A 20,875-nucleotide genomic window follows, 5' to 3' on the forward strand; every position below is an offset into this window, starting at 1 on the left:
CACAGTATTTAAGCGTCCGCTATTCGCATTATGGCCTATCAATAAAAAAGATAGGCCATCAAATTATCAATAGATTACACGCAGACTCGCCCAAGTACTTGTTCTAGTTTATCTGAGGTTTTACTTTGAATTTGCGCACTTTCGACAACTACTTTTAACCCTTGGGACACTTCTTGGCTAAGGCGCGATATTTCATTGGCGCGCTGATTAATACTTTCAGTAGAGGACTGCTGGCCCTGAATACTGTAAGTCATATTACTGGCTACATTATCTAGCAAGCCATAAGCCTGTTCGATATCTTTAAATGCGCGGGTAACACGTTGACACTGTTCGACACTTCCATGGCTAATACGCTGACTTTCACTGATGCCATTCACGGCATTTTTAGCTTTGGTTTGTAACTGCTCAACAATGATTTGTATTTCTACTGTTGACTCTTGAGTACGGTGTGCAAGTGCTCTTACTTCATCGGCAACTACCGCAAATCCTCGCCCTTGCTCACCAGCACGTGCAGCTTCAATGGCAGCATTTAATGCCAGTAAGTTAGTTTGCTCGGCAATACTTTTGATCACCTCAAGTACATTACCAATCTTTAAACTGTCTTGATTCAATAAACTGACATCATTGACCATACTCTCAATTCCGCTAGCTAAAGCGGTCATTGCCGTTTGATTTTCAATGGCATCTTTATTACCGATTTGCAGTAATTGGTGTACTTCTGCTGACGTTGACTTTAACTCGTTTGCATTAGAGGATAATTCAGTAGCGGTATGGGTAATTTCTTGCAGTGATAAGGTTATTTGTTGGTTTTCATGTACGCTTTTATCAACCGAACCTTCCGCTTGGTGCATTTGTTCGGTTAATACTTTAGCACCTTGTTTGAACGCTTTGGCATCGACTCGAATAACATCTAATATCACTTTCAAGCCTTCAACAAACTGGCTTAAGTCATTGGTGATCAATGCCAGTTCGTCAGCTTCATTATCTTTAAGCGGCCCTGCTGGCGCTTTTTCTGTATTAACCACCAGCTGTAAATATTGATGTAATTTAGCCAAACGTGCTTGTAAGTAATACTCCATTGACCATAATCCGATAGCCAGCTGACACACCAGCAATCCAATCAGTAAGCTTAATATCGTAGTCTTAGTTATTTCAGCGTCCAAAAAGCTAATAATGATTAAAAAAGGCACTATTGTTAATAAAATAGGCGCTAATAACTTACGGTGTATCGATTTTTGGAATATCGTATTCATATTATTTTCCGATTATCTTGTTATTATTCTGCAATCTGGAGGGGCTGTGTTATCAATAATATTGGTGTTATTCATCATAAGGTAAATGCATTGTTAACAAGCTAGTTACATTGTATCGGCAAACAAGGGGGAAGTTAAACTAATAAACCTCAGCTCGGGATAATAAATCCATATCAAACAGATCTTTGCCCCGCTAAATGCATTGAATTCATTTGCAATAGCTCGCTATTGACGCATAAATTCGCCTTGTTAACAGCGTAAAGCTCAAACTTGAGGGTAAACCATTGATTTTTAGCTATTTCAATACCGTTTTTTCATCTCTACCCCGAGCTGAGGTTAATAAAATGTCATAAAAAAATACCACCTAATTGGTGATATTTTTTTGATTTTTTTAACAACAAAAATCGGGTCAAGTTAGCCAAAGAAAAGTCGCCATAACCATGATGAATCAAGATCATCCTTACATGTTTGATATTGCTGAGCATAGCGCCTGGCGCGATCATCAACTTTTTGAGCAACGGGTGTTAACCATTTTTTGGCTTTATATGAGCCACGTTTATAACCGCCCCAGCCTTCGTGATAATTGAGATACTGATTTTTCGCATCCCATTTAGACACGCCATTAATCTTATTGGTTTTATAAATAAACCAGCCCATGAAATCCATCGCATCATCAAAGTCGCTGCGGCTAGACCAGGAATTACCGGTTTCTCGCACATAATCATCCCAGGTCATGGTTTTAGCCTGCGCATAACCGTAGGCATCGCTGGCACGCCCGGTAGGAATAAAGCCCAAAAAGTACTCCATGGGTGGAGCGGCGTTATGCTTGAATGAACTTTCTTGGTACATCATGGCTAAAGGAACATGCACAGGCACGCCCCACTTTTCACGGGTATCTACCGCAGCTTCATACCATGAACGATGTTGTTTAAAAATGGAGCAAAGGTTTTCAGGTTCAGCAGGAGGAGAGGTCGCACAACCGGATAATACAATTACACTACACAAACTGACCATGTATAAAAACGGTTTCATAGCACCTCAATTAGCTCACTTAATAAAAATTAAGTGTCACATCTATGGCTTGCTAATGCAATTTATGGTTTTGGATTTAGCTCACACTCAAAGAATTCTTGCTTAAATACCACGGGTTGCCAGAAGTCTTTATTACTACCAACGTAAATTTTGTCGGTATTCATTTGAGCGGCTATATGGTAACGCTGATCCGTTTCAACATTCACAGTTAAAGTTTTTGGACCTCGCGAGGACAGTGACACTTTTAGCTCAGGTGAGTTAATTAATTCCACTACCGTAAATTGATGCTCACCCGTTTGCAGCAAGTAATTAGGGCGAGAAATAACAGGCACCCCATCTAAGTGGGTCACAATAGTGCGATAAAGGTACTGGGTTGCATCAGGTTTTATATAAGCAGACACAGTGCCACATTCAAGGCCATTGTCAGACGATGCACAACCAGACAGCAACATAATCGTTGCTGTTAGGCTGAGGAACACCCCTGATTGTGGGTTCAATCGTTTTACTGCACCCATCAGACTTTATCGCCCTTCATTATGCTTTACAGCCACTATACAACTCTGGCGAAGCAACTTCTTTAAAATATTCTTGCAGGAAAATATCAAAATTAGGCATAGATTCAGATTCTATCTGCTGCTGTTTGTCTAATGATGATTCTGCCTCATCTTTATATTGCTGCTCAATTTCATGACTTAATGGATAAGTGCATAAAAAATCATGGTAATTATTAGCGAGTTGTTTAACCCAGTCGCCATGATCCACATTTTTAGTGATAATTTCATTAAGGACACGGCCAGAAAGTGTTTGGCTAGGATCTTCAATCGCACCAGCCCAATGGCTTAATGCGTTTTGATAACTGTAGCCATGCTCACCGTCTAATAAAGTGGCGAGTCGAGACAAGTCAGCAAACAAATCGGTTAGCCACACTTTAATATCAATATCCTGGCCATTTTGCTTAAGCATTAGTCCAGGCTTACGTCCTTCTAACACTACAGCTTTTAGGTTTGCCGCAATTTCTTTCTCGCCTTGATCATCGGTCAGTGCTGACGGTGACAATAAGCAATACAGTAAGAATAAATCTAAAAAGCGTACTTGAGTGGCATCAATACCAACCGGGCTAAATGGATTAACATCCAGTGCTCGCACTTCAATATATTCAACCCCTGCACGCATCAGAGCCTGTGAAGGTTTTTCGCCCGATTTTGTCACGCGTTTAGCACGAATAGGCGAGTAAAATTCATTCTCAATTTGCAAAATATTATGGTTTAGCTGACGGTATTCTCCGTCCACATTAACGCCAATTTGTTCAAACTTTTTCGATGGCATTTTAATCGCAGCTTGCACACCCGCTAGATACTCGGGCAGCGAGTTATAGCTGATATTCAGCGTATCTTGTTCTTTATTGGTATAGCCTAAATCACTCATGCGTAATGATGTGGCATAAGGTAAGTAAAGTGTGCCTTTTCCGGTTTTTTTAAAATCAAAATCAACGGTTTGATCTTTCACAAACGATGAACATAATGCGGGAGTAGAGCCAAATAAATATGGCAACACCCATACCAAACGGCGATAATTTCGGATCAAACCAAAATAAGATTCAGAAATAAACTCACAACGGCTTAATGAGTCTGAGCGCATCTGCGGATTATTAGATAGTTTATTATCAAATAAGCGTTGCCATAGCTCTGCTGAGACAGAAAAGTTAAAATGCACCCCAGAAATTATTTGCATCAACGCACCGTAACGATGAGTTAAGCCTTTTCTATAGAGGGTTTTCATCAGACCGTTATTTGACACACCGTATTGAGCCACAGGAATATTTTTCACATCGCCAATATAACAAGGCATGCTCACTGGCCATAATTTTTGGCCATTTAAGTTCCGTACTGTGTAGGCATGAGTTTGCGTTAGCTCTTCAAGCAATTCATCAATGTCATTGTGGACAGGAGTAATAAATTCAAGCAAAGCTTCACTGTAGTCAGTGGTAATTCTTGAGTGTGTTAATGCAGAGCCTAAAGCTTGCGGATGTAAATCTTGTGCCAACTGGCCGTTACCTTCGATACGTAAAGCTTCACGCTCAATACCACGGAGCATACCGAGTAAGGCTTCGCGCCCTTCGCTGTCGCCAAGCTGGTCGACAATTTCATTGAAAGATTTCAATATTCTATTCTCTATTGATTAATTCGCGTGATTAAATACGATTGGTATCAGTAGACCCGATGATACCCGAGATTATTACCAAATTGGCAAAAAAACTGTAAACAAAAACGGCAACAGAAATTCTGCCGCCGTTTTAACTGGAATTAATACTGATATTGGGGTAAATCAGATCAATTCAAGTCAGCCATTTTAGACAATTAATTTAACACCTCAATTGGATAACCCAATGGTGCAAGTTGTGGCTCAATCACTTTTTTATCGCCAACCACTAATATCACCATAGTATTGATATCAAGCAGCGATTTGGCAAGTGAGTTTAATTCAGTGGTGGTCACTGAATTAATGATCTGAGTTTGCTCAGCGGTAAATTGATGGTCTAGCTGATAACGCTGAATTTTACGAATAAAACCGGCCTTTTGATAAGGTGTTTCAAAGTCTAACGCTTGTCCTTGAGTAATAGAATTGCGTAAAAATGCCAACTCTGTTTCATTCATACCCGACTGCTGATAGATTTGAATTTCATTAATAAACTCGCTAATTGCCGCGCCTGTGACATCACTTCTAACACTGGCGGAGGCGATAAACTCACCACTGTCTTCTTGGCCACTGAAGCTTGTTCTGGCGCCATAGGTATAACCTTTGTCTTCGCGTAAGTTTAAGTTTATTCGACTATTGAATGCGCCGCCCAATGGGTAATTCATCAAATTGGCTTTAAAATAATCACCGGTGACATCATAGGTTAACGCGCGTTTACCAATATTAATCACCGACTGCGCCGCATCTGGCTTATCGATAATATAAATGGTTGCAGGTTTAGCGTGGATCCGTTTATCAATAGGTGACTGCACACTGGCGTTACCCTCCCAATGGCTAAATCCATTAAGCATAGGTATCACATCAGCTTTGGCTAAATCAGACACCAACACCATTTGGGCATTACCTGCTGTAAATTGCTGTTGATAAAAAGCTTTTACATCATCAAGTGTTAATGCCGATACCGATGTCACTGTGCCTAAATCGCTACTGCCCATGGCAGTATTATTGCCATATAACAAGGCAGAAAAACCATTACTGGCTAGAAAACTTGGATTAGTCATTGCTTGTTGTAAACTTTGTAATTGCTGCTGTTTAACGCGTTCAAAGTCAGCACTGACAAAACCAGGCTGGAATAGACGTTCTTCAACAATACTTAAGGTTGCGGCAAGATTTTTCGACAAACTAGACACTTGTACATAGGTTTGTGACTCACCTGCGCTAACACTGACATTTGAACCTAACATTTCTAATGCTTGAGCTAACTCTTCTGCAGAGCGCTTATTGCTTGATTCATTCATCATAGCTGCGGTTAGCTTGGCTAGTCCGGCTTTTTCAACAGGCACAGTACGGTGGCCGCCTTCAAGGTAAATCACTAGCTCGACTGTCGGTGTCTCTTCACTTTCAGTGCCCATCACCTCAATACCATTGCTTAAGGTGGCAGACCAAAGTGTGGGTACAGTCAGTTGTGGAGCGTCACCCGGAGCAGGTATTAAGGTGCGATCAAAACTTGATACAACAGGCTTAATATCAACCAATCCCGTCACAGCATCCTCTGCAATGGCTAAGCTTTTGGGCGCAAAATTATCTGCTTTGGCAATTAATTGTGATTGGCCTTCAGGCACCACACTCATCACCACTTTAGGTTTATCTTTGATGTACTGATTAAATACCCGCATAACATCTGCTTTAGTCACACTGTTATAACGGGCTAAATCTTTTGCTACTCGATTAGGATCACCATAGAAGGTTTCATTTGAAGCTAAAGTCGCCACCTTGCCAGCGACGCTTTGCAACCCAAAAATAGTACTGGCTTCAAACTGTACTTTAACCTTTTGTAGGTCTTCGTCAGTCACACCACGTTGCTCAAATTCGGCAATAGATTCATTAATTTTAGCTTCTAACGCATCCAGCTTGCCACCATTTGCAGGATTAGCTAGGGCATATAAAGTAAATTGGCACATCAATTCTTGGCATGGATGACTAACAGATGATTGCACTGCCAACCCATCTTTAACTAAGTTTTTGTATAACAATGACGTTTGACCACCGCCAATGATATTCGCCAGTAGATCTAATGCGGCTTCATCAGGGTGACCGGCATACACGGTTGGCATACCCACATATAATAAAGGCAAATGTACTTTATCTTCCATTGAAAGATAACGGGTTTTATCTAAGGTCACCGCGGTTTTGGTGGCAGCATCTACTTTAGGTCCTGAAGGAATTTCACCAAAATATTGGTTAATCCAGGCTAAAGTTTGTGTTTCATCAAAATCACCACCAATGGTTAATGTGGCGTTATTAGGCCCATACCAACGCTGGAAAAAGTGCTTAACATCATCAACAGTGGCTCGTTCAAGATCGTCCGGCCAGCCAATAACTGGCCATGAATAAGGATGGCCTTCAGGATAAAGGGCTTGTGCAAAACGTTCGCCTAAACGGCCGTAAGGGCGGTTATCAATCCGTTGTGCCCGCTCATTTTTAACGGTCTCACGTTGTACTTCAAATTTTTCACTGGTTAATGCGGGTAACAAGAATCCCATTCTGTCGGACTCTAACCAGAGCATTTTTTCTAACTGATTTTTGGGCACAGTTTCAAAATAATTAGTTCTATCGGAATTGGTTGTACCATTTAGTGTACCGCCCGCTTCGGTAACCACTTTAAAGTGTTGCTCATCGGCGACATTTTGTGAGCCCTGGAACATCATATGTTCAAATAAATGGGCAAAACCACTGCGTCCGGCTAATTCCCGTGCCGAGCCCACATGATAGGTCACGTCAACGTGTACAAGGGGATCTGATGTGTCTTGATGCAGAATCACCGTTAGCCCATTGGCCAGCTGATATTTTTTGTAAGAAATGCCAATCTCACTGTCAGCAGCGACAACCGTTTCAATTAAACTGACTCCTGCTGGTAAGCTGGTTTGCTGTGTAATGGAACTAACACTACTATTCGTCTTTTCTGCTGCACATCCGGTGATTGCCGCACTAATCGCGACCGCAAGTATCCACTTTTTCAAAAAACACACTCCTTGAGCTTACATAACTGCATTATCAAATTGCTGCCATAAATATAAAAACAATTAAACTATAGCGTACTGTTTTACCGATAAAAATCATTACTGTTGAGCTTACCACTGGTAATTTTAACCACCCAGCAATTAAGCATAAAATATCACCAATAAGCGGTAGCCAGGACAAGAGTAACGCCCATACGCCAAAACGTTCAAACCATCCCAGTGATCGCTGATAGTACTTATTATCAAAATCAGCTGGTGATTTTGCAAACCGTCCCGCTCGGCCTAAATAATAACTCGTGACGGCACCTAAGGTATTGCCCAAACTGGCAACAATCAATAAACCTAACCAAGGGTCACTGTTTTGCTGTAACAAACCAATAAGTAAAACTTCTGATCCCCCCGGTAACAAGGTGGCAGCTAAAAAAGCTCCAGAAAACATCAGCCATAACTCAGTCAAAATATACCCTTATGATTTTAAAATACTTTTTTATTTATAAACGCTTTATTTTAAAAGTTATTGCACAGTAAAAAACTTATAATTATATTAACATTGATATATATAATTATAAGTTATATCAAATTGACGTTGTTTGTCTTTATTTGCCTCTCTAGAATGCCATTAAATTTGATTCATCTGCCTAGAATGGGTAACTTACACGGCTGGTTCAAACCGCAATAGACGGATGAATTATGCATAATCGCCCATTCATCTTATAAATACGCCTAACAATGACCATAAAATGAGAGCCTCGATGATTTTAGACACCTTTAAACGTATTCCATTTTGGCAAAAAGTTCTCGCAGGCTTCATCTTGGGCACTCTTGCAGGTATCGCTTTGGGCGAATCAGCAATTGTGCTTAAGCCTCTTGGTGACCTATTTATTAGCGCGATCAAAATGTTGGTCGCCCCACTAGTCTTTTGCGCCATTGTGGTCAGCATTACCTCTTTAGGCAATCAAACCAACTTAAAGCGCTTAAGCTTGAAAACCTTAGGCCTATTTATGCTGACGGGCACGATAGCTTCATTTATTGGTTTAGCGGTTGGCAGCTTAATCGACATGGGCGGCTCACTTGAATTAGCCACTACCGAAGTGCGTGAACGTGACATTCCCGGATTTGCCCAAGTATTACTCAATATGATCCCGGTTAATCCTTTTGCTTCTTTAGCGGAAGGCAAAGTGTTACAGATAATTGTGTTTGCAGCCTTAGTCGGTATTGCAATTAATGCCGTCGGTGAAAAAGCTGAACCATTGAAGAAGGTCATGGAAGCCAGTGCTGAAGTGATGTTTCAATTGACGCGCATGGTATTAAAACTGACCCCGATTGGTGTGTTTGGCTTAATGGCTTGGGTTGTAGGCGAATACGGTTTAAGTACTCTTTTACCGTTAGGTAAATTTATTATTGCCATTTATATTGCCGCATTAATTCACATTATTTTTGTTTATGGTGGGTTAATTAAATTTGCCGCTGGCTTAAGCCCGGTAAAGTTTTTCCGCAAAGCCATGCCGGCTCAACTAGTGGCATTTAGTACCGCATCTAGCTTTGGTACCCTACCTGCTAGTACACGTTGTACTGAAGCAATGGGCGTATCAAAACGTTACAGTGCCTTTGTATTACCCTTAGGCGCGACCATGAACATGGACGGTTGTGGCGGTATTTATCCTGCTATTGCGGCAATATTCATTGCACAAATTTACGGTATTCCCTTAGATATGACTGACTACATCTTGATTGCCGTAACAGCAACAGTAGCTTCTGTCGGCACAGCAGGCGTACCCGGTAGCGCGATGGTGATGTTAACCGTGACCTTAGGCGTGATTGGTTTACCCCTTGAAGGTATCGCATTTATTGCTGCTATTGATCGCATTATTGATATGATCCGCACCGCGACCAATGTCACCGGTGACATGATGACCGCGGTTGTTATAGGCAAAAGTGAAGGCCAGTTAGATATTGAGCAGTTCAACTCTGAAGAGACACTCACTGAACAGAAAATAGCTTAACCTGCGTTGAAATAACTCAGGTTTGATTGAGTATCTTTAAGTCTGTTGCTTAAACAATAAATGCCAATATCACGTTAATGATATTGGCATTTTTTATCGCTCATTTTGCTAACTTCACTTTGATTTTCCCTAGCGCTGATTTGCCATAACAGCATTTGCAGTAACATCGTGCGGTAACATTATGTGGTAAACACCTTTGGCAATAAATGGAGCCTTAAATGGAACCTAAAGCCGAGTCACGTCATGACACAAAAACTGATCATATCGGCTATTAACACTGCCTTTAAATATCAACATATAAACACAGATTTCTTGATTACTCATCATCTAGCGACATCGCTTCTTTTATTTCATCACTACCGAACCCTTTACGGGATAAATATGCATATGCTTTGGATTTCTCTTTATAATCCGATAAGTTATAACGTTTTTTAGCTAGCTGATCTTTACAGCTTTGATAGAAATCAACCTCTTCTGTTAAGGTTAACTGGTACAGGGTTTCTTCAAAATCAGTCACGTCAATCAATCGCTGTTTAAGCTCCTGCAAGATAAGTGTTTTACCTTTGCCTTTATTAAATAGCTTGACGATTTCTGTTGTTAAATCGACTTTGTCAGCTTTTATCGACAGCTTACTGCGCAATGTGTCACTTTCTGGATGATGTGATAACGCATGATCAATTTCTGCGCGTGAAAATCCTTTTGTGGTCATCTGGGTATAGACTTTTTCTTTATTGGTGCCATTAAAGTTATCGAATCTATTAAGTAATCTAGACGTGGCCATTTCAAAGGTATCAACCTGTTGCTCGTGCATAACTTGCTCTATTGCTGTTTCAATGTCAGTTGCCGATAGGCCGCGCAGTTGTAGTTTGCGCCTTATTGCGCCTGCGCCTAGCTCACTGCTAAAGGCCGACTGGCAATAACGTACAGCGAAGTCGAAGTCATTTTTTAAATAACCACTTTCTACCAGTCTAGCCAGTACGATATCAATCCATTGTTGATTGTCAGTTTTACGCGCTAGCTTGGTGCGGATTTCATTAATGGTGAAGTCTTGTTGACCAAGATGCCAGTAAGCACTGTTAAAGACATTATCGATAGTTTTGGCTTGACGTAATGGGGCACGCTGCATAGAAATGGGTCTTTAAGTAGCAAGTAATCTCAAACAGTGTAGCAGTTATGGCTAATGATGATTAAGCAAAAAATAAGGCCAGTACATGATGTACTGGCCTTATTTTAATAATATCGACACAGATTTCTAAGCGCTACTTCAATGTGTATATATAACTTTAAAACGATATTAGCCTAATACCGCTAATAAGACCCCAGCAGCAACGGCACTGCCTAACACACCAGCCACATTCGGGCCCATAGCATGCATCAACAAGAAGTTTTGATGATTAGCTTCCAAGCCAACCTTGTTAACCACTCGGGCAGCCATAGGCACGGCTGACACGCCTGCTGCGCCAATTAATGGATTAACCTTACCGCCAGATAACTTACACATTAACTTAGCCATCAACACGCCTGTAGCGGTACCAATAGAAAATGCCACGGCACCTAGAAGTAAAATGCCTAAGGTTTCAATTCGTAGAAATTGATCAGCTGACAGTTTAGATCCCACAGCTAACCCTAAGAAGATAGTGACGATATTGATAAGTTCGTTTTGTGATGTTTTAGATAGACGGTCAACTACACCCGATTCACGCATCAAATTACCCAAACAGAACATACCCACAAGTGGCGTGGCGGCCGGTAAAAACAAAATGGTTAACCCAACTACCATTAACGGGAAAATAATTTTTTCACGTTTACTGACTTCGCGAAGCTGCTCCATTTTAATGCTACGTTCAGCTGGAGTAGTTAACAACCTCATAATAGGCGGTTGAATTAAAGGCACTAACGCCATGTACGAATATGCTGCTACCGCAATTGCGCCTAACAAATCTGGCGCGAGCTTGGAGGCCAAAAAGATAGCTGTGGGGCCATCTGCACCACCAATAATGGCAATGGCAGCCGCATCTTGCATAGTAAACTCAAAACCTGGCACCCAATTTAATGCAATCGCACCTAACAATGTGGCAAAGATACCAAACTGTGCTGCGGCCCCTAAAAGTAACGTTTTAGGGTTAGCAATTAAGGCTCCAAAATCGGTCATAGCGCCAACGCCCATAAAGATCAATAACGGAAAAACCCCCGTTTCAATTCCAATATGGTAAGCGTACCAAAGTAAACCACCTTCGTCGGTAAAGCCTGCATTGGGAATGTTGGCTAAAATGGCGCCAAAGCCGATAGGCAATAATAACAAAGGCTCAAAGCCACGTGCGATGGCAAGATAAAGTAATAAACACCCTACTCCCATCATTAATACTTGCCCACCGGTGAAATGAGCAATACCTGTTTCGCCCCAAAAGGCCATTAATCCTTCCATAATGTCCTCTTACGCCAAATCTAATAATGCTGAGCCAACCGTAACACTGTCGCCTTGCTTAACCGCAAGATTAGTGACCACACCGTCTTCGTTCGCACGCACTTCAGTTTCCATTTTCATAGCTTCAAGAATGATAACCACTTCACCGGCTTTAATCGCTTGACCGTTAGCCACAAGCACTTTAAATATATTACCCGACAGTGGCGCTGTCATACTGTATTTAACTGCACCAGTAGGCGCAGAGACGACTTGAGTAGGGGTAGCTGCATTAGAAGTAGCCACAGGCACTATTTGACTGATCTCACCACCCTGGCTTACCTGAACAACAAAACTTTGACCTTCTACATTAACGGTATAGGTTTCAGGACCTTTTTCTTTATCCGCTTTAACCACTAAATCATCTGCTGAGGGCACAGGTTCAAAGGCATCAGGGTTACCGCGATTTTGTAGAAACTTAAGACCAATTTGGTTAAATAAAGCATAGGTCATTACATCGTCGTCAGACTCAGCTGCCAAAGTAAAACCTTCTTCTTGGGCTTTAATGGCTAGCTCTGTTCGGAGCTTATCGAGTTCAGGGGCGATTAAATCAGCAGGACGACAAGTGATAGCTTTTGCTCCATTTAACACACGAGCTTGTAGCTCAGCATTAACCGGAGCAGGTGTCGCGCCATATTCACCTTTTAACACACCTTCGGTTTCTTTAGTCATCGATTTGTATCGTTCACCCATCAACACATTGATAACCGATTGAGAGCCAACAATTTGTGATGTTGGTGTCACTAAAGGTAAGAAACCTAAGTCTGCACGTACCCGTGGGATCTCAGCTAACACCGCATCCATCTTATCTGCAGCGCCTTGCTCTTTTAGCTGATTTTCCATGTTAGTTAACATACCACCTGGCACTTGGGCGCGTAAAATACGTGAATCAATTCCCTTAAGTGCGCCCTCAAAACGGACGTACTTTTTACGTACTTCACGGAAATAAGCGGCTATCTCTTCTAAGAGCACCATATCGTAGCCAGTGGCCCTATCGGTATCTTCTACCATGGCAACTAACGTTTCGGTTGCGCTGTGGCCGTAGGTTTGGCTCATTGAAGAGATTGCAGTATCAAGCACATCAACACCCGCCTCGATGGCCTTTTGGTATGTCGCTGTGCTAAGACCTGTTGTCGCATGACAATGCATCGATACCATTAAGTCAGTTTGCGATTTTAAGCGGCTAATTAAATCATAAGCTTGCATCGGCTTAAGTAAGCCAGCCATATCTTTAATACATAATGAATCCGCGCCCATGTCTTCTAAGCGCTTAGCCATATCAACCCAGGTATCAAGGGTATGTACTGGGCTAGTCGTAAATGAAATCGTTCCCTGCGCGTGGCCACCTACATTTTTAACCGCTTTAACGGCGGTTTCTAAGTTACGCACATCATTCATGGCATCAAAAATACGGAATACATCTACACCATTGGTATGAGCACGCTCAACAAAACGGGTAACAACATCATCAGCATAATGACGATACCCTAATAAATTTTGTCCACGTAACAACATTTGCTGTGGCGTGTTTGGCATGGCCTTTTTGAGTTCACGAATGCGATCCCACGGGTCTTCGCCTAAATAGCGAATACATGAATCAAAAGTAGCGCCACCCCATGATTCTAATGACCAATAACCCACTTTATCCAGCAAAGGAGCAATGGGTAACATGTCATCAATACGTAAGCGTGTTGCAAGTAGAGATTGGTGGGCGTCACGCAGGACGACATCGGTGAGTAATAACGGCTTGCTCATAAAAGCTCCCAAAATAAATCTTACGCGCGATATTGATGAATCGCAGAAGTAATAGCGGCGACTAACTTAGGATTTAATCCTGTCGTTGATCCTGTGTTGATCTTTGGCTCTGGTGTTGGCTCAATAGGAACTGGACTGTATTTAGCCACTATTCCAATACCAACAATTAAAATACTCAAGAAAATGAACACTAAGCCCATTCCCATCACCATAATGCCAAGCGCATCAACTAATTGTTGGCTGATCGATGCCATAGTCCCTCACTGTAATAAATACGACAAATGTGTTCCATTGGGTAACATGCCAAGCTTTGACATGCGTATTAAGGCATGATGACTCGCGGCCTCGTTATTTCGCATTCTTTTATTCAAAACCATTTTCAGAATAAATATTCAATTAATACTTGACCAGCTAATCAAGCCAACTTTAACAGAAACTGAATTCATATCCATTTTAACGACTTCTTATGTTACAAAATATACACAAATCATAACAAAATCACTATCCAACTGTAAAATGGTCTTACCATAAATAATTACCAAAAATAGAAACAAATAAGAATTTGATAATAAAAGCAGCCGTTAACTAAGAATTACATAATAAATCTTACTTCCCCCTCTGACACACAAGAGTGTTACATCATTGTTAATCAAACTAAACAGGCAACCACCAACGATTTACCGCCACTTATTTTTTCCAATCTTGATCGTTGAATAAAAATTTACTAAACATAAAAATAAAGTCACTACTTTGTGATGGAGTTCATTATTTCTAGTGATCAAAGATGATAAGTAGATTGAAAGATCACCAGAATGTCTATCGAAGATGAATATGGATGATTAAACGCAGCTAAATGGAATGATTAGAAATCGAAGGCAAAAAAAAACCTGCTAATTAATAGCAGGTTTTTTTAATGTGGTGCGCGTGGGAGGAGTCGAACCTCCGACCGCCTGGTTCGTAGCCAGGTACTCTATCCAGCTGAGCTACACGCGCAAAATCTTACTTAGTACTTAATGCCATCATTACATCAGATTAAAGTGCATTGCACTATAACATCAATGAATGAATGGCGGAGAAGGAGGGATTCGAACCCTCGATGGGAGTTAAAGCCCATACTCCCTTAGCAGGGGAGCGCCTTCGGCCACTCGGCCACCTCTCCGTCAAATATGGTGCGCGTGGGAGGAGTCGAACCTCCGACCGCCTGGTTCGTAGCCAGGTACTCTATCCAGCTGAGCTACACGCGCAAATTTGTTTTATACACTCTTTCTATTTTGAATGGTGCGGATGGAAGGAGTCGAACCTTCGACCGCCTGGTTCGTAGCCAGGTACTCTATCCAGCTGAGCTACATCCGCATTCAAAATCACAACAATAGAAATGGTGCGGATGGAAGGAGTCGAACCTTCGACCGCCTGGTTCGTAGCCAGGTACTCTATCCAGCTGAGCTACATCCGCATCGATTTAACTATTGTAAGAAATGGCGGAGAAGGAGGGATTCGAACCCTCGATGGGAGTTAAAGCCCATACTCCCTTAGCAGGGGAGCGCCTTCGGCCACTCGGCCACCTCTCCGTTTTCTTGGCGCACATATTACTGTTTGCCGAAAATAAGTCAAACCCTTTTTCCAAACCGCTAACCATTTGAACTGTTTTTAAGCACATTGAGGGGTTTAACAGCAAATAAGACTCCAAACGCTCTACTTATTAAGTGAATAAATAATATTAGCTAAATAAAATACTTTCTCACCTATTACAATATTTGCAGTCAAGCTAAACAAAACTTTACCGCGTGTAAAAACAAAAAAGTCAGCAAATGCTGACTTAGTCGTTTCAATATCTAACAAAAACTGCTTAGAAGTTACCGCCATCAGATGAGTCTGACTTTTCAGATTGGATCCGTTGGTAAATCTCTTCACGGTGAACAGATACTTCTTTGGGTGCATTGACACCAATACGTACTTGGTTACCCTTAACACCTAATACTGTGACAGTGACTTCATCACCAATCATCAATGTTTCGCCTACACGACGAGTCAAAATTAGCATATTGGTTACTCCTTTAGTTCACACTGCATAACACGCTTTGTCCGTAATATGCGTTATTATAGGGTTTGCTCAGTAAAAGTCATAGTAACTTCAAATACAAAGTTTGACTATTAAGCATATATAATTCAAAAATTAACAAATGATCTAACACCAACATAAAAATGCATCGACATTAGATCATACAAAATGACAATTACGATAAATAGTTAACAAACCCGTTATGCACGACATATTAAACCATTTTCGAACCAACTTAAGTGTTAAGTTAACCGCGCTGTGATAGTGACCAGCAGCAAAACTGTGTTAACTATGCCAAAAGTGTCAATGACACTCAAGCCTTAAAGTGTAATAACCCTGCTTTAAGACTTGATTTAAGTATTATTTTTCGTTCACGGCTATTGTTTAGCCTAAGCGTTCAGTCAACCAAGGTAACACTAAAGCTAAAGCGGCATCTAAGTTCTCAGGCTGAGTACCGCCCGCTTGTGCCATATCTGGGCGTCCACCGCCTTTACCGCCGACTTGCTGAGCAATCATGGCCACCAACTCACCGGCTTTAATTTGCTTGGTTAAATCATTACTGACACCGGCAATCAAATTAACTTTACCTTCAGTGGCAACACCTAATACGATAATGGCAGACTTTAACTTTTGCTTAAGCTCATCTTGCAAACCACGTAGTGATCCAGCATCAACACCTTCAAGCTTTTTCACTAGGACTTTAATACCATTTATCTCAATAGCATCACCTGCTAAATCAGCACTTGCTGCAGCGGCAAGCTTATCTTTCATTTGCGATAAATCTTTTTCGAGCTGTTTAACTTTATCTAGCTGCGCTTTTAATTTGGTGATAACGGAAGCACTGTCTGACTTAAGTAACGCAGCGGCTTCTTCTAACTGGGCTTGTTGATCTGCCACATACGCCAATGCCGCAGCGCCTGTAACAGCTTCAATACGACGCACACCTGCAGCAATACCGCTCTCGGAGGTTAATTTAAATAAGCCAATGTCACCCGTGCGACTAACGTGCGTACCACCACATAACTCAATAGAGAAGTCACCCATGGTAACAACACGCACTTGTGCATCATACTTCTCGCCAAATAACGCCATTGCGCCTTTTTCTTTGGCTTCATCTATACCCATTTCTTGGGTATTTAATTGATGATTTAGACGAATTTGAGTATTAACTAACTCCTCAATCTCTTTAATTTCAGCCGGCTTGACACCTTCAAAATGTGAGAAGTCAAAACGTAGACGCTCAGGATTAACTAAGGAGCCTTTTTGGGTCACATGACTGCCTAATACTTGACGAAGTGCAGCATGAAGTAAGTGAGTCACTGAATGGTTAAGTTCAGTGCTCTTGCGCAAGTTGTTATCGACTAAAGCCGTTAAATTAGCACCAACTTTGATTGTGCCCTGAGTCAGTTTTCCCTGATGGCCAGTTGCCTGGCCAAATTTCTGTGTATCATGGACCTCAAAGCTAACGCCTTGTGTACTTAGCACACCTTGGTCACCAACTTGTCCACCAGACTCTGCGTAGAAAGGTGTGTTATCGAGTACCAGCACAGCTTCCTGACCAGCTGTTACTTCGCTCACTTCATTACCATCGATATACAAAGCAACTACGGTCGCATCACCGGTTAAGCCTTGATAACCACAAAATGCGGTTTGCTTATCAATAATCAATTGCTTGTTGTAATCAGTACCAAAGTTACCAGCAGCTTGCGCACGGCTTCGTTGCTCAGCCATTGCCGCTTCAAAACCAACTTCATCGACAGTAATGTCACGCTCACGGCACACGTCTGCGGTCAAATCCACAGGGAAGCCGTAGGTATCGTAAAGTTTAAATGCGGTGTCACCATCAAGCACCTTGCCAGATAAGCTATTAAGCGCGTTATCAAGCAGCCCCAAACCACGCTCTAACGTGCGGGCAAATTGCTCTTCTTCAGCTTTTAAGGCTTTTTCAACAATCGCTTGCATTGCAGCTAGGCCTTTAGCTGCATCACCCATAACGTTGATTAAGGTAGGTACAAGCTTATAGAAAAACGCATCCGTAGCGCCAAGCTTATTACCATGACGTACTGCGCGGCGAATAATACGACGCAGTACATAACCACGGCCTTCATTAGAAGGTAATACACCATCCGCAATCAGGAAAGAGCAAGAACGAATATGATCAGCTATTACGCGTAATGATTTATTTTCTAAATCAGTAACGTTAATTATTTCAGCTGTTTTAGCAATAAGTTGCTTGAAGATATCAATTTCATAATTTGAATGTACTCCCTGCATGATAGCTGCAATACGCTCAATTCCCATGCCGGTATCTACCGACGGCTTAGGCAAAGGTAGCATCTCACCGTCTGCTTGACGGTTATATTGCATAAATACGATGTTCCAAATCTCGATAAAACGATCGCCATCTTCTTCAGGTGAACCAGGACGTCCTCCCCAAATATGATCGCCATGGTCATAGAAAATTTCAGAACATGGACCACAAGGACCGGTATCACCCATTTGCCAGAAATTATCTGACGCATAAGCCCCACCTTTGTTATCGCCGATGCGGATAATATTCTCAGCAGCTACGCCAATTTTGTTGTTCCACAGTTCAAACGCTTCATCATCGGTTTCATAAATGGTCACGCATAAACGATCTTTTGGTAGTTTCAATGTTTCAGTTAAAAAGGTCCACGCAAAACGGATCGCTTCTTCTTTGAAGTAATCACCAAAACTAAAATTACCTAGCATTTCAAAAAAAGTATGGTGACGTGCGGTATAACCCACGTTATCTAAATCATTATGCTTACCACCGGCTCGAACACAGCGCTGTGATGTCGTCGCACGAGTGTAGCTGCGTTTATCCATCCCCAAGAACACATCTTTAAATTGGTTCATGCCGGCATTGGTAAATAGCAGTGTTGGGTCGTTAGTTGGAACCAGCGAACTACTGTCTAAAACTTGATGTCCGTTATCTTCAAAGTACTTTAAAAAAGCACTTCTTAACTCTGCAGTGGTCTGAAACATGGATGCGTCCTGATATAGAGAATACAAAAGTGTCTAGCTTGCTATACAAGCCAGTAAATGAGGGCATTATATACTGAATTTACGCAAAAATGCGAGATGAGTAAGGCGATTATCATCTGAACAATATTCGATTAGCTTATCGCAAAATATGAGTGCTGTGGCATAAGATTAACAATCTTCTCAATTAGCTTTCAATCTGAATATAGGTGCGTAAACACTCGCTTTAAGGTAATTTGTAGTTAAACAGTCCTTCATATATTACAGCTAGTATTACATCTAGGCTTTAACTTAGGGTTTGTTATGCAAACCAGAATGTTTTAAAAAGGAAAAGTAATGAAGTTTAGCTTTAATGGCGAAGATGCCAGCCAAATTTTTGTCGGCGCATTTGCGCTTGCGGTGCCGATTTCGTTTTCAGAGGAAGCGTGGCGATTAGGTGAAACCCTCCCTTTTTTCAATTTATTAATGCTTTTTTTATTATCGGTTATTTTTCTAGGGCTATATACCTATCAAAGTGTCTTTCAAAATAATATTAGCTCAAGAAAATTAGTGTTTATTTTCCGTATTGTTATCGCTTATCTAATGACAGCATTAGTGGTTGCATTAGTGCTATTTTGTTTAGACAAATTACCCTTTTGGGTAGACCCATTAACATCGTTAAAACGGATAATAGTCATTACTATGCCGGCATCGATGGGCGCAATTGTGGTGGACAGTTTTGATAAAGAATAATGTTATATCGGATGAACTAGAGGCTATTTTATTTGGTTTGTTATTGTTCTGTGGCTAGCGTATCAATCTACTAAAAGAATAAAATTTCAATTGATTTAGTTAGCTATCTAGTTAGTGGCGGGTAAGTCTAGTCAGTATAGCAAGGATAACAACAGAGTGTTTTTTAACTGAAGCATAAAAAAGTCGCGATACGTAAAATACGCACCGCGACTTAAATCGACACATTAATTGCTAGGATAAATCTTATTTAGAAAACTTCACCGGTTTCTAAATCAATATTTTCATCTGTAGATGATGCTGCTGCGGTACCTGTTCCAGAACCAAGCAACATTTCACGTAATGTCTTATCAATCTCTTGTGCAATCGCTGGATTTTCGGTTAAGAATTTACCGGCATTAGCACGGCCTTGACCAATTTTTTCGCCTTTATAACTGTACCAAGCACCCGCTTTATCAACTAGCTTATGTGCAACACCTAAGTCCACGAGTTCACCAGTACGGTTAATACCTTGACCGTAAAGGATTTGGAATTCAGCTTGCTTAAATGGTGCTGCAATTTTGTTTTTAACCACTTTAACACGGGTTTCGTTACCGACGACTTCATCACCATCTTTAATCGCGCCAGTGCGGCGAATATCTAAACGAACTGAAGCATAAAATTTAAGTGCATTACCACCGGTTGTCGTTTCAGGGCTACCAAACATTACCCCAATTTTCATACGAATTTGGTTAATAAAAATAAGCAAAGTATTTGATTGCTTAAGGTTACCTGCAAGTTTACGCATAGCTTGGCTCATCATACGTGCCGCTAAGCCCATATGCGAATCACCAATTTCACCTTCAATTTCAGCTTTTGGTGTTAACGCAGCAACAGAATCGACAACAATAACGTCTACCGCACCTGAGCGAGTTAAAGCATCACATATTTCTAATGCTTGTTCACCTGTATCTGGTTGTGAACATAATAAGTTATCAATATCTACGCCTAGTTTTTTAGCATAGATAGGATCAAGTGCATGCTCAGCATCAATAAAGGCACATGTTTTACCTTCACGTTGTGCTGCGGCAATAACTTCTAAGGTTAGTGTTGTTTTACCTGATGATTCTGGGCCGTAGATTTCAACAATACGTCCCATTGGTAGTCCACCTGCGCCCAACGCGATGTCCAATGAAAGTGAGCCGGTAGAAATAGTTTCTACATCCATGGTACGGTCTTCGCCCAACTTCATGATAGAGCCTTTACCGAATTGCTTTTCAATTTGGCTTAACACTGCGGCAAGTGCTTTCTCTTTATTTGGATCAACCTTCATTTTCAAACCCCTTCCAGGCAATAACTTTGTTCACAATTAATGGTAAAAT

At 41.3% G+C, this 20,875-nt stretch carries 15 protein-coding genes and 6 tRNA genes; 2 read left to right on the plus strand and 19 right to left on the minus strand.

The window, feature by feature from the left end; genetic code table 11:
* Positions 1–74: 74 nt before the first annotated feature.
* The 6 genes from ACRWQM_RS12750 to ACRWQM_RS12775 form a co-directional block, all read right to left on the minus strand.
* Entirely contained in the window at positions 75–1,253 is a 1,179-nt protein-coding gene (locus ACRWQM_RS12750; RefSeq protein WP_434930240.1) for a methyl-accepting chemotaxis protein, read from the minus strand.
* Positions 1,254–1,667: 414 nt separating this feature from the next.
* Entirely contained in the window at positions 1,668–2,285 is a 618-nt protein-coding gene (locus ACRWQM_RS12755; protein WP_434930241.1) for a hypothetical protein, read from the minus strand.
* Positions 2,286–2,347: 62 nt separating this feature from the next.
* Positions 2,348–2,800 (minus strand): hypothetical protein, encoded by a 453-nt coding sequence (locus ACRWQM_RS12760; protein WP_434930242.1) that lies wholly within the window; start codon positions 2,798–2,800, stop codon positions 2,348–2,350.
* Between the two features lie 19 nt (positions 2,801–2,819).
* Positions 2,820–4,445, minus strand: a complete 1,626-nt coding sequence (gene gshA / locus ACRWQM_RS12765) for a glutamate--cysteine ligase (protein ID WP_434930243.1) — start codon at positions 4,443–4,445, stop codon at positions 2,820–2,822.
* A gap of 197 nt (positions 4,446–4,642) precedes the next feature.
* A complete protein-coding gene (locus ACRWQM_RS12770; RefSeq protein ID WP_434930244.1) occupies positions 4,643–7,501 on the minus strand; it encodes a M16 family metallopeptidase in 2,859 nt (952 codons plus the stop codon).
* Between the two features lie 34 nt (positions 7,502–7,535).
* A complete protein-coding gene (locus ACRWQM_RS12775; protein ID WP_434928612.1) occupies positions 7,536–7,958 on the minus strand; it encodes a YqaA family protein in 423 nt (140 codons plus the stop codon).
* Positions 7,959–8,253: 295 nt separating this feature from the next.
* Between ACRWQM_RS12775 and ACRWQM_RS12780 the strand changes: the two genes are divergently transcribed.
* Positions 8,254–9,504 carry a dicarboxylate/amino acid:cation symporter gene (locus ACRWQM_RS12780; protein WP_434930245.1) on the plus strand — a complete coding sequence of 417 codons (1,251 nt, stop codon included), beginning with the start codon at positions 8,254–8,256 and terminating at the stop codon, positions 9,502–9,504.
* Positions 9,505–9,820: 316 nt separating this feature from the next.
* Here the strand turns inward: ACRWQM_RS12780 and ACRWQM_RS12785 are convergent, their stop codons facing one another.
* The 12 genes from ACRWQM_RS12785 to alaS form a co-directional block, all read right to left on the minus strand.
* Positions 9,821–10,630: a RecX family transcriptional regulator gene (locus ACRWQM_RS12785; RefSeq protein WP_434930246.1), complete on the minus strand. Its 810-nt coding sequence runs from the start codon at positions 10,628–10,630 to the stop codon at positions 9,821–9,823.
* A gap of 168 nt (positions 10,631–10,798) precedes the next feature.
* Complete coding sequence (locus ACRWQM_RS12790) at positions 10,799–11,929, minus strand: sodium ion-translocating decarboxylase subunit beta (protein WP_434928608.1); 1,131 nt, start codon at positions 11,927–11,929, stop codon at positions 10,799–10,801.
* A 9-nt stretch (positions 11,930–11,938) separates the two neighbouring features.
* Positions 11,939–13,720: a sodium-extruding oxaloacetate decarboxylase subunit alpha gene (gene oadA / locus ACRWQM_RS12795; RefSeq protein WP_434930247.1), complete on the minus strand. Its 1,782-nt coding sequence runs from the start codon at positions 13,718–13,720 to the stop codon at positions 11,939–11,941.
* A 20-nt stretch (positions 13,721–13,740) separates the two neighbouring features.
* Positions 13,741–13,974 carry an OadG family transporter subunit gene (locus tag ACRWQM_RS12800; protein ID WP_226410644.1) on the minus strand — a complete coding sequence of 78 codons (234 nt, stop codon included), beginning with the start codon at positions 13,972–13,974 and terminating at the stop codon, positions 13,741–13,743.
* 662 nt (positions 13,975–14,636) lie between these two features.
* Positions 14,637–14,713 (minus strand) — tRNA-Arg (locus tag ACRWQM_RS12805).
* Positions 14,714–14,787: 74 nt separating this feature from the next.
* Positions 14,788–14,879: transfer RNA gene (locus ACRWQM_RS12810), tRNA-Ser, on the minus strand.
* A gap of 8 nt (positions 14,880–14,887) precedes the next feature.
* Positions 14,888–14,964, minus strand: a tRNA-Arg gene (locus ACRWQM_RS12815).
* Positions 14,965–14,996: 32 nt separating this feature from the next.
* Positions 14,997–15,073: transfer RNA gene (locus ACRWQM_RS12820), tRNA-Arg, on the minus strand.
* 23 nt (positions 15,074–15,096) lie between these two features.
* A tRNA-Arg gene (locus ACRWQM_RS12825) sits at positions 15,097–15,173 on the minus strand.
* Positions 15,174–15,196: 23 nt separating this feature from the next.
* Positions 15,197–15,288: transfer RNA gene (locus ACRWQM_RS12830), tRNA-Ser, on the minus strand.
* 278 nt (positions 15,289–15,566) lie between these two features.
* Complete coding sequence (csrA, locus tag ACRWQM_RS12835; protein ID WP_434928607.1) at positions 15,567–15,761, minus strand: carbon storage regulator CsrA; 195 nt, start codon at positions 15,759–15,761, stop codon at positions 15,567–15,569.
* Between the two features lie 402 nt (positions 15,762–16,163).
* Positions 16,164–18,788 carry an alanine--tRNA ligase gene (gene alaS, locus ACRWQM_RS12840; protein WP_434930248.1) on the minus strand — a complete coding sequence of 875 codons (2,625 nt, stop codon included), beginning with the start codon at positions 18,786–18,788 and terminating at the stop codon, positions 16,164–16,166.
* 333 nt (positions 18,789–19,121) lie between these two features.
* Between alaS and ACRWQM_RS12845 the strand changes: the two genes are divergently transcribed.
* Positions 19,122–19,517 carry a DUF2391 family protein gene (locus tag ACRWQM_RS12845; protein ID WP_226410647.1) on the plus strand — a complete coding sequence of 132 codons (396 nt, stop codon included), beginning with the start codon at positions 19,122–19,124 and terminating at the stop codon, positions 19,515–19,517.
* A gap of 247 nt (positions 19,518–19,764) precedes the next feature.
* Here ACRWQM_RS12845 and recA read toward each other — a convergent pair whose 3' ends face one another.
* Positions 19,765–20,826, minus strand: coding sequence for a recombinase RecA (gene recA, locus ACRWQM_RS12850; RefSeq protein ID WP_434928605.1), 1,062 nt, complete (start codon positions 20,824–20,826; stop codon positions 19,765–19,767).
* Between the last annotated feature and the right edge of the window lie 49 nt (positions 20,827–20,875).

Origin of the sequence: Shewanella sp. HL-SH5 (assembly GCF_051163755.1) — a bacterium.
Classification (GTDB): domain Bacteria; phylum Pseudomonadota; class Gammaproteobacteria; order Enterobacterales; family Shewanellaceae; genus Shewanella; species Shewanella glacialimarina.

What these genes read in the sequence shown, in the direction of transcription:
- ACRWQM_RS12755 (WP_434930241.1), bottom strand. Translation starts at nt 2,285, where the DNA reads ATGAAACCGTTTTTATACATGGTCAGTTTGTGTAGTGTAATTGTATTA.
- alaS (WP_434930248.1), bottom strand. Translation starts at nt 18,788, where the DNA reads ATGTTTCAGACCACTGCAGAGTTAAGAAGTGCTTTTTTAAAGTACTTT.
- ACRWQM_RS12785 (WP_434930246.1), bottom strand. Translation starts at nt 10,630, where the DNA reads ATGCAGCGTGCCCCATTACGTCAAGCCAAAACTATCGATAATGTCTTT.
- recA (WP_434928605.1), bottom strand. Translation starts at nt 20,826, where the DNA reads ATGAAGGTTGATCCAAATAAAGAGAAAGCACTTGCCGCAGTGTTAAGC.
- ACRWQM_RS12800 (WP_226410644.1), bottom strand. Translation starts at nt 13,974, where the DNA reads ATGGCATCGATCAGCCAACAATTAGTTGATGCGCTTGGCATTATGGTG.
- csrA (WP_434928607.1), bottom strand. Translation starts at nt 15,761, where the DNA reads ATGCTAATTTTGACTCGTCGTGTAGGCGAAACATTGATGATTGGTGAT.
- oadA (WP_434930247.1), bottom strand. Translation starts at nt 13,720, where the DNA reads ATGAGCAAGCCGTTATTACTCACCGATGTCGTCCTGCGTGACGCCCAC.
- ACRWQM_RS12760 (WP_434930242.1), bottom strand. Translation starts at nt 2,800, where the DNA reads ATGGGTGCAGTAAAACGATTGAACCCACAATCAGGGGTGTTCCTCAGC.
- ACRWQM_RS12780 (WP_434930245.1), top strand. Translation starts at nt 8,254, where the DNA reads ATGATTTTAGACACCTTTAAACGTATTCCATTTTGGCAAAAAGTTCTC.
- ACRWQM_RS12750 (WP_434930240.1), bottom strand. Translation starts at nt 1,253, where the DNA reads ATGAATACGATATTCCAAAAATCGATACACCGTAAGTTATTAGCGCCT.
- ACRWQM_RS12845 (WP_226410647.1), top strand. Translation starts at nt 19,122, where the DNA reads ATGAAGTTTAGCTTTAATGGCGAAGATGCCAGCCAAATTTTTGTCGGC.
- ACRWQM_RS12790 (WP_434928608.1), bottom strand. Translation starts at nt 11,929, where the DNA reads ATGGAAGGATTAATGGCCTTTTGGGGCGAAACAGGTATTGCTCATTTC.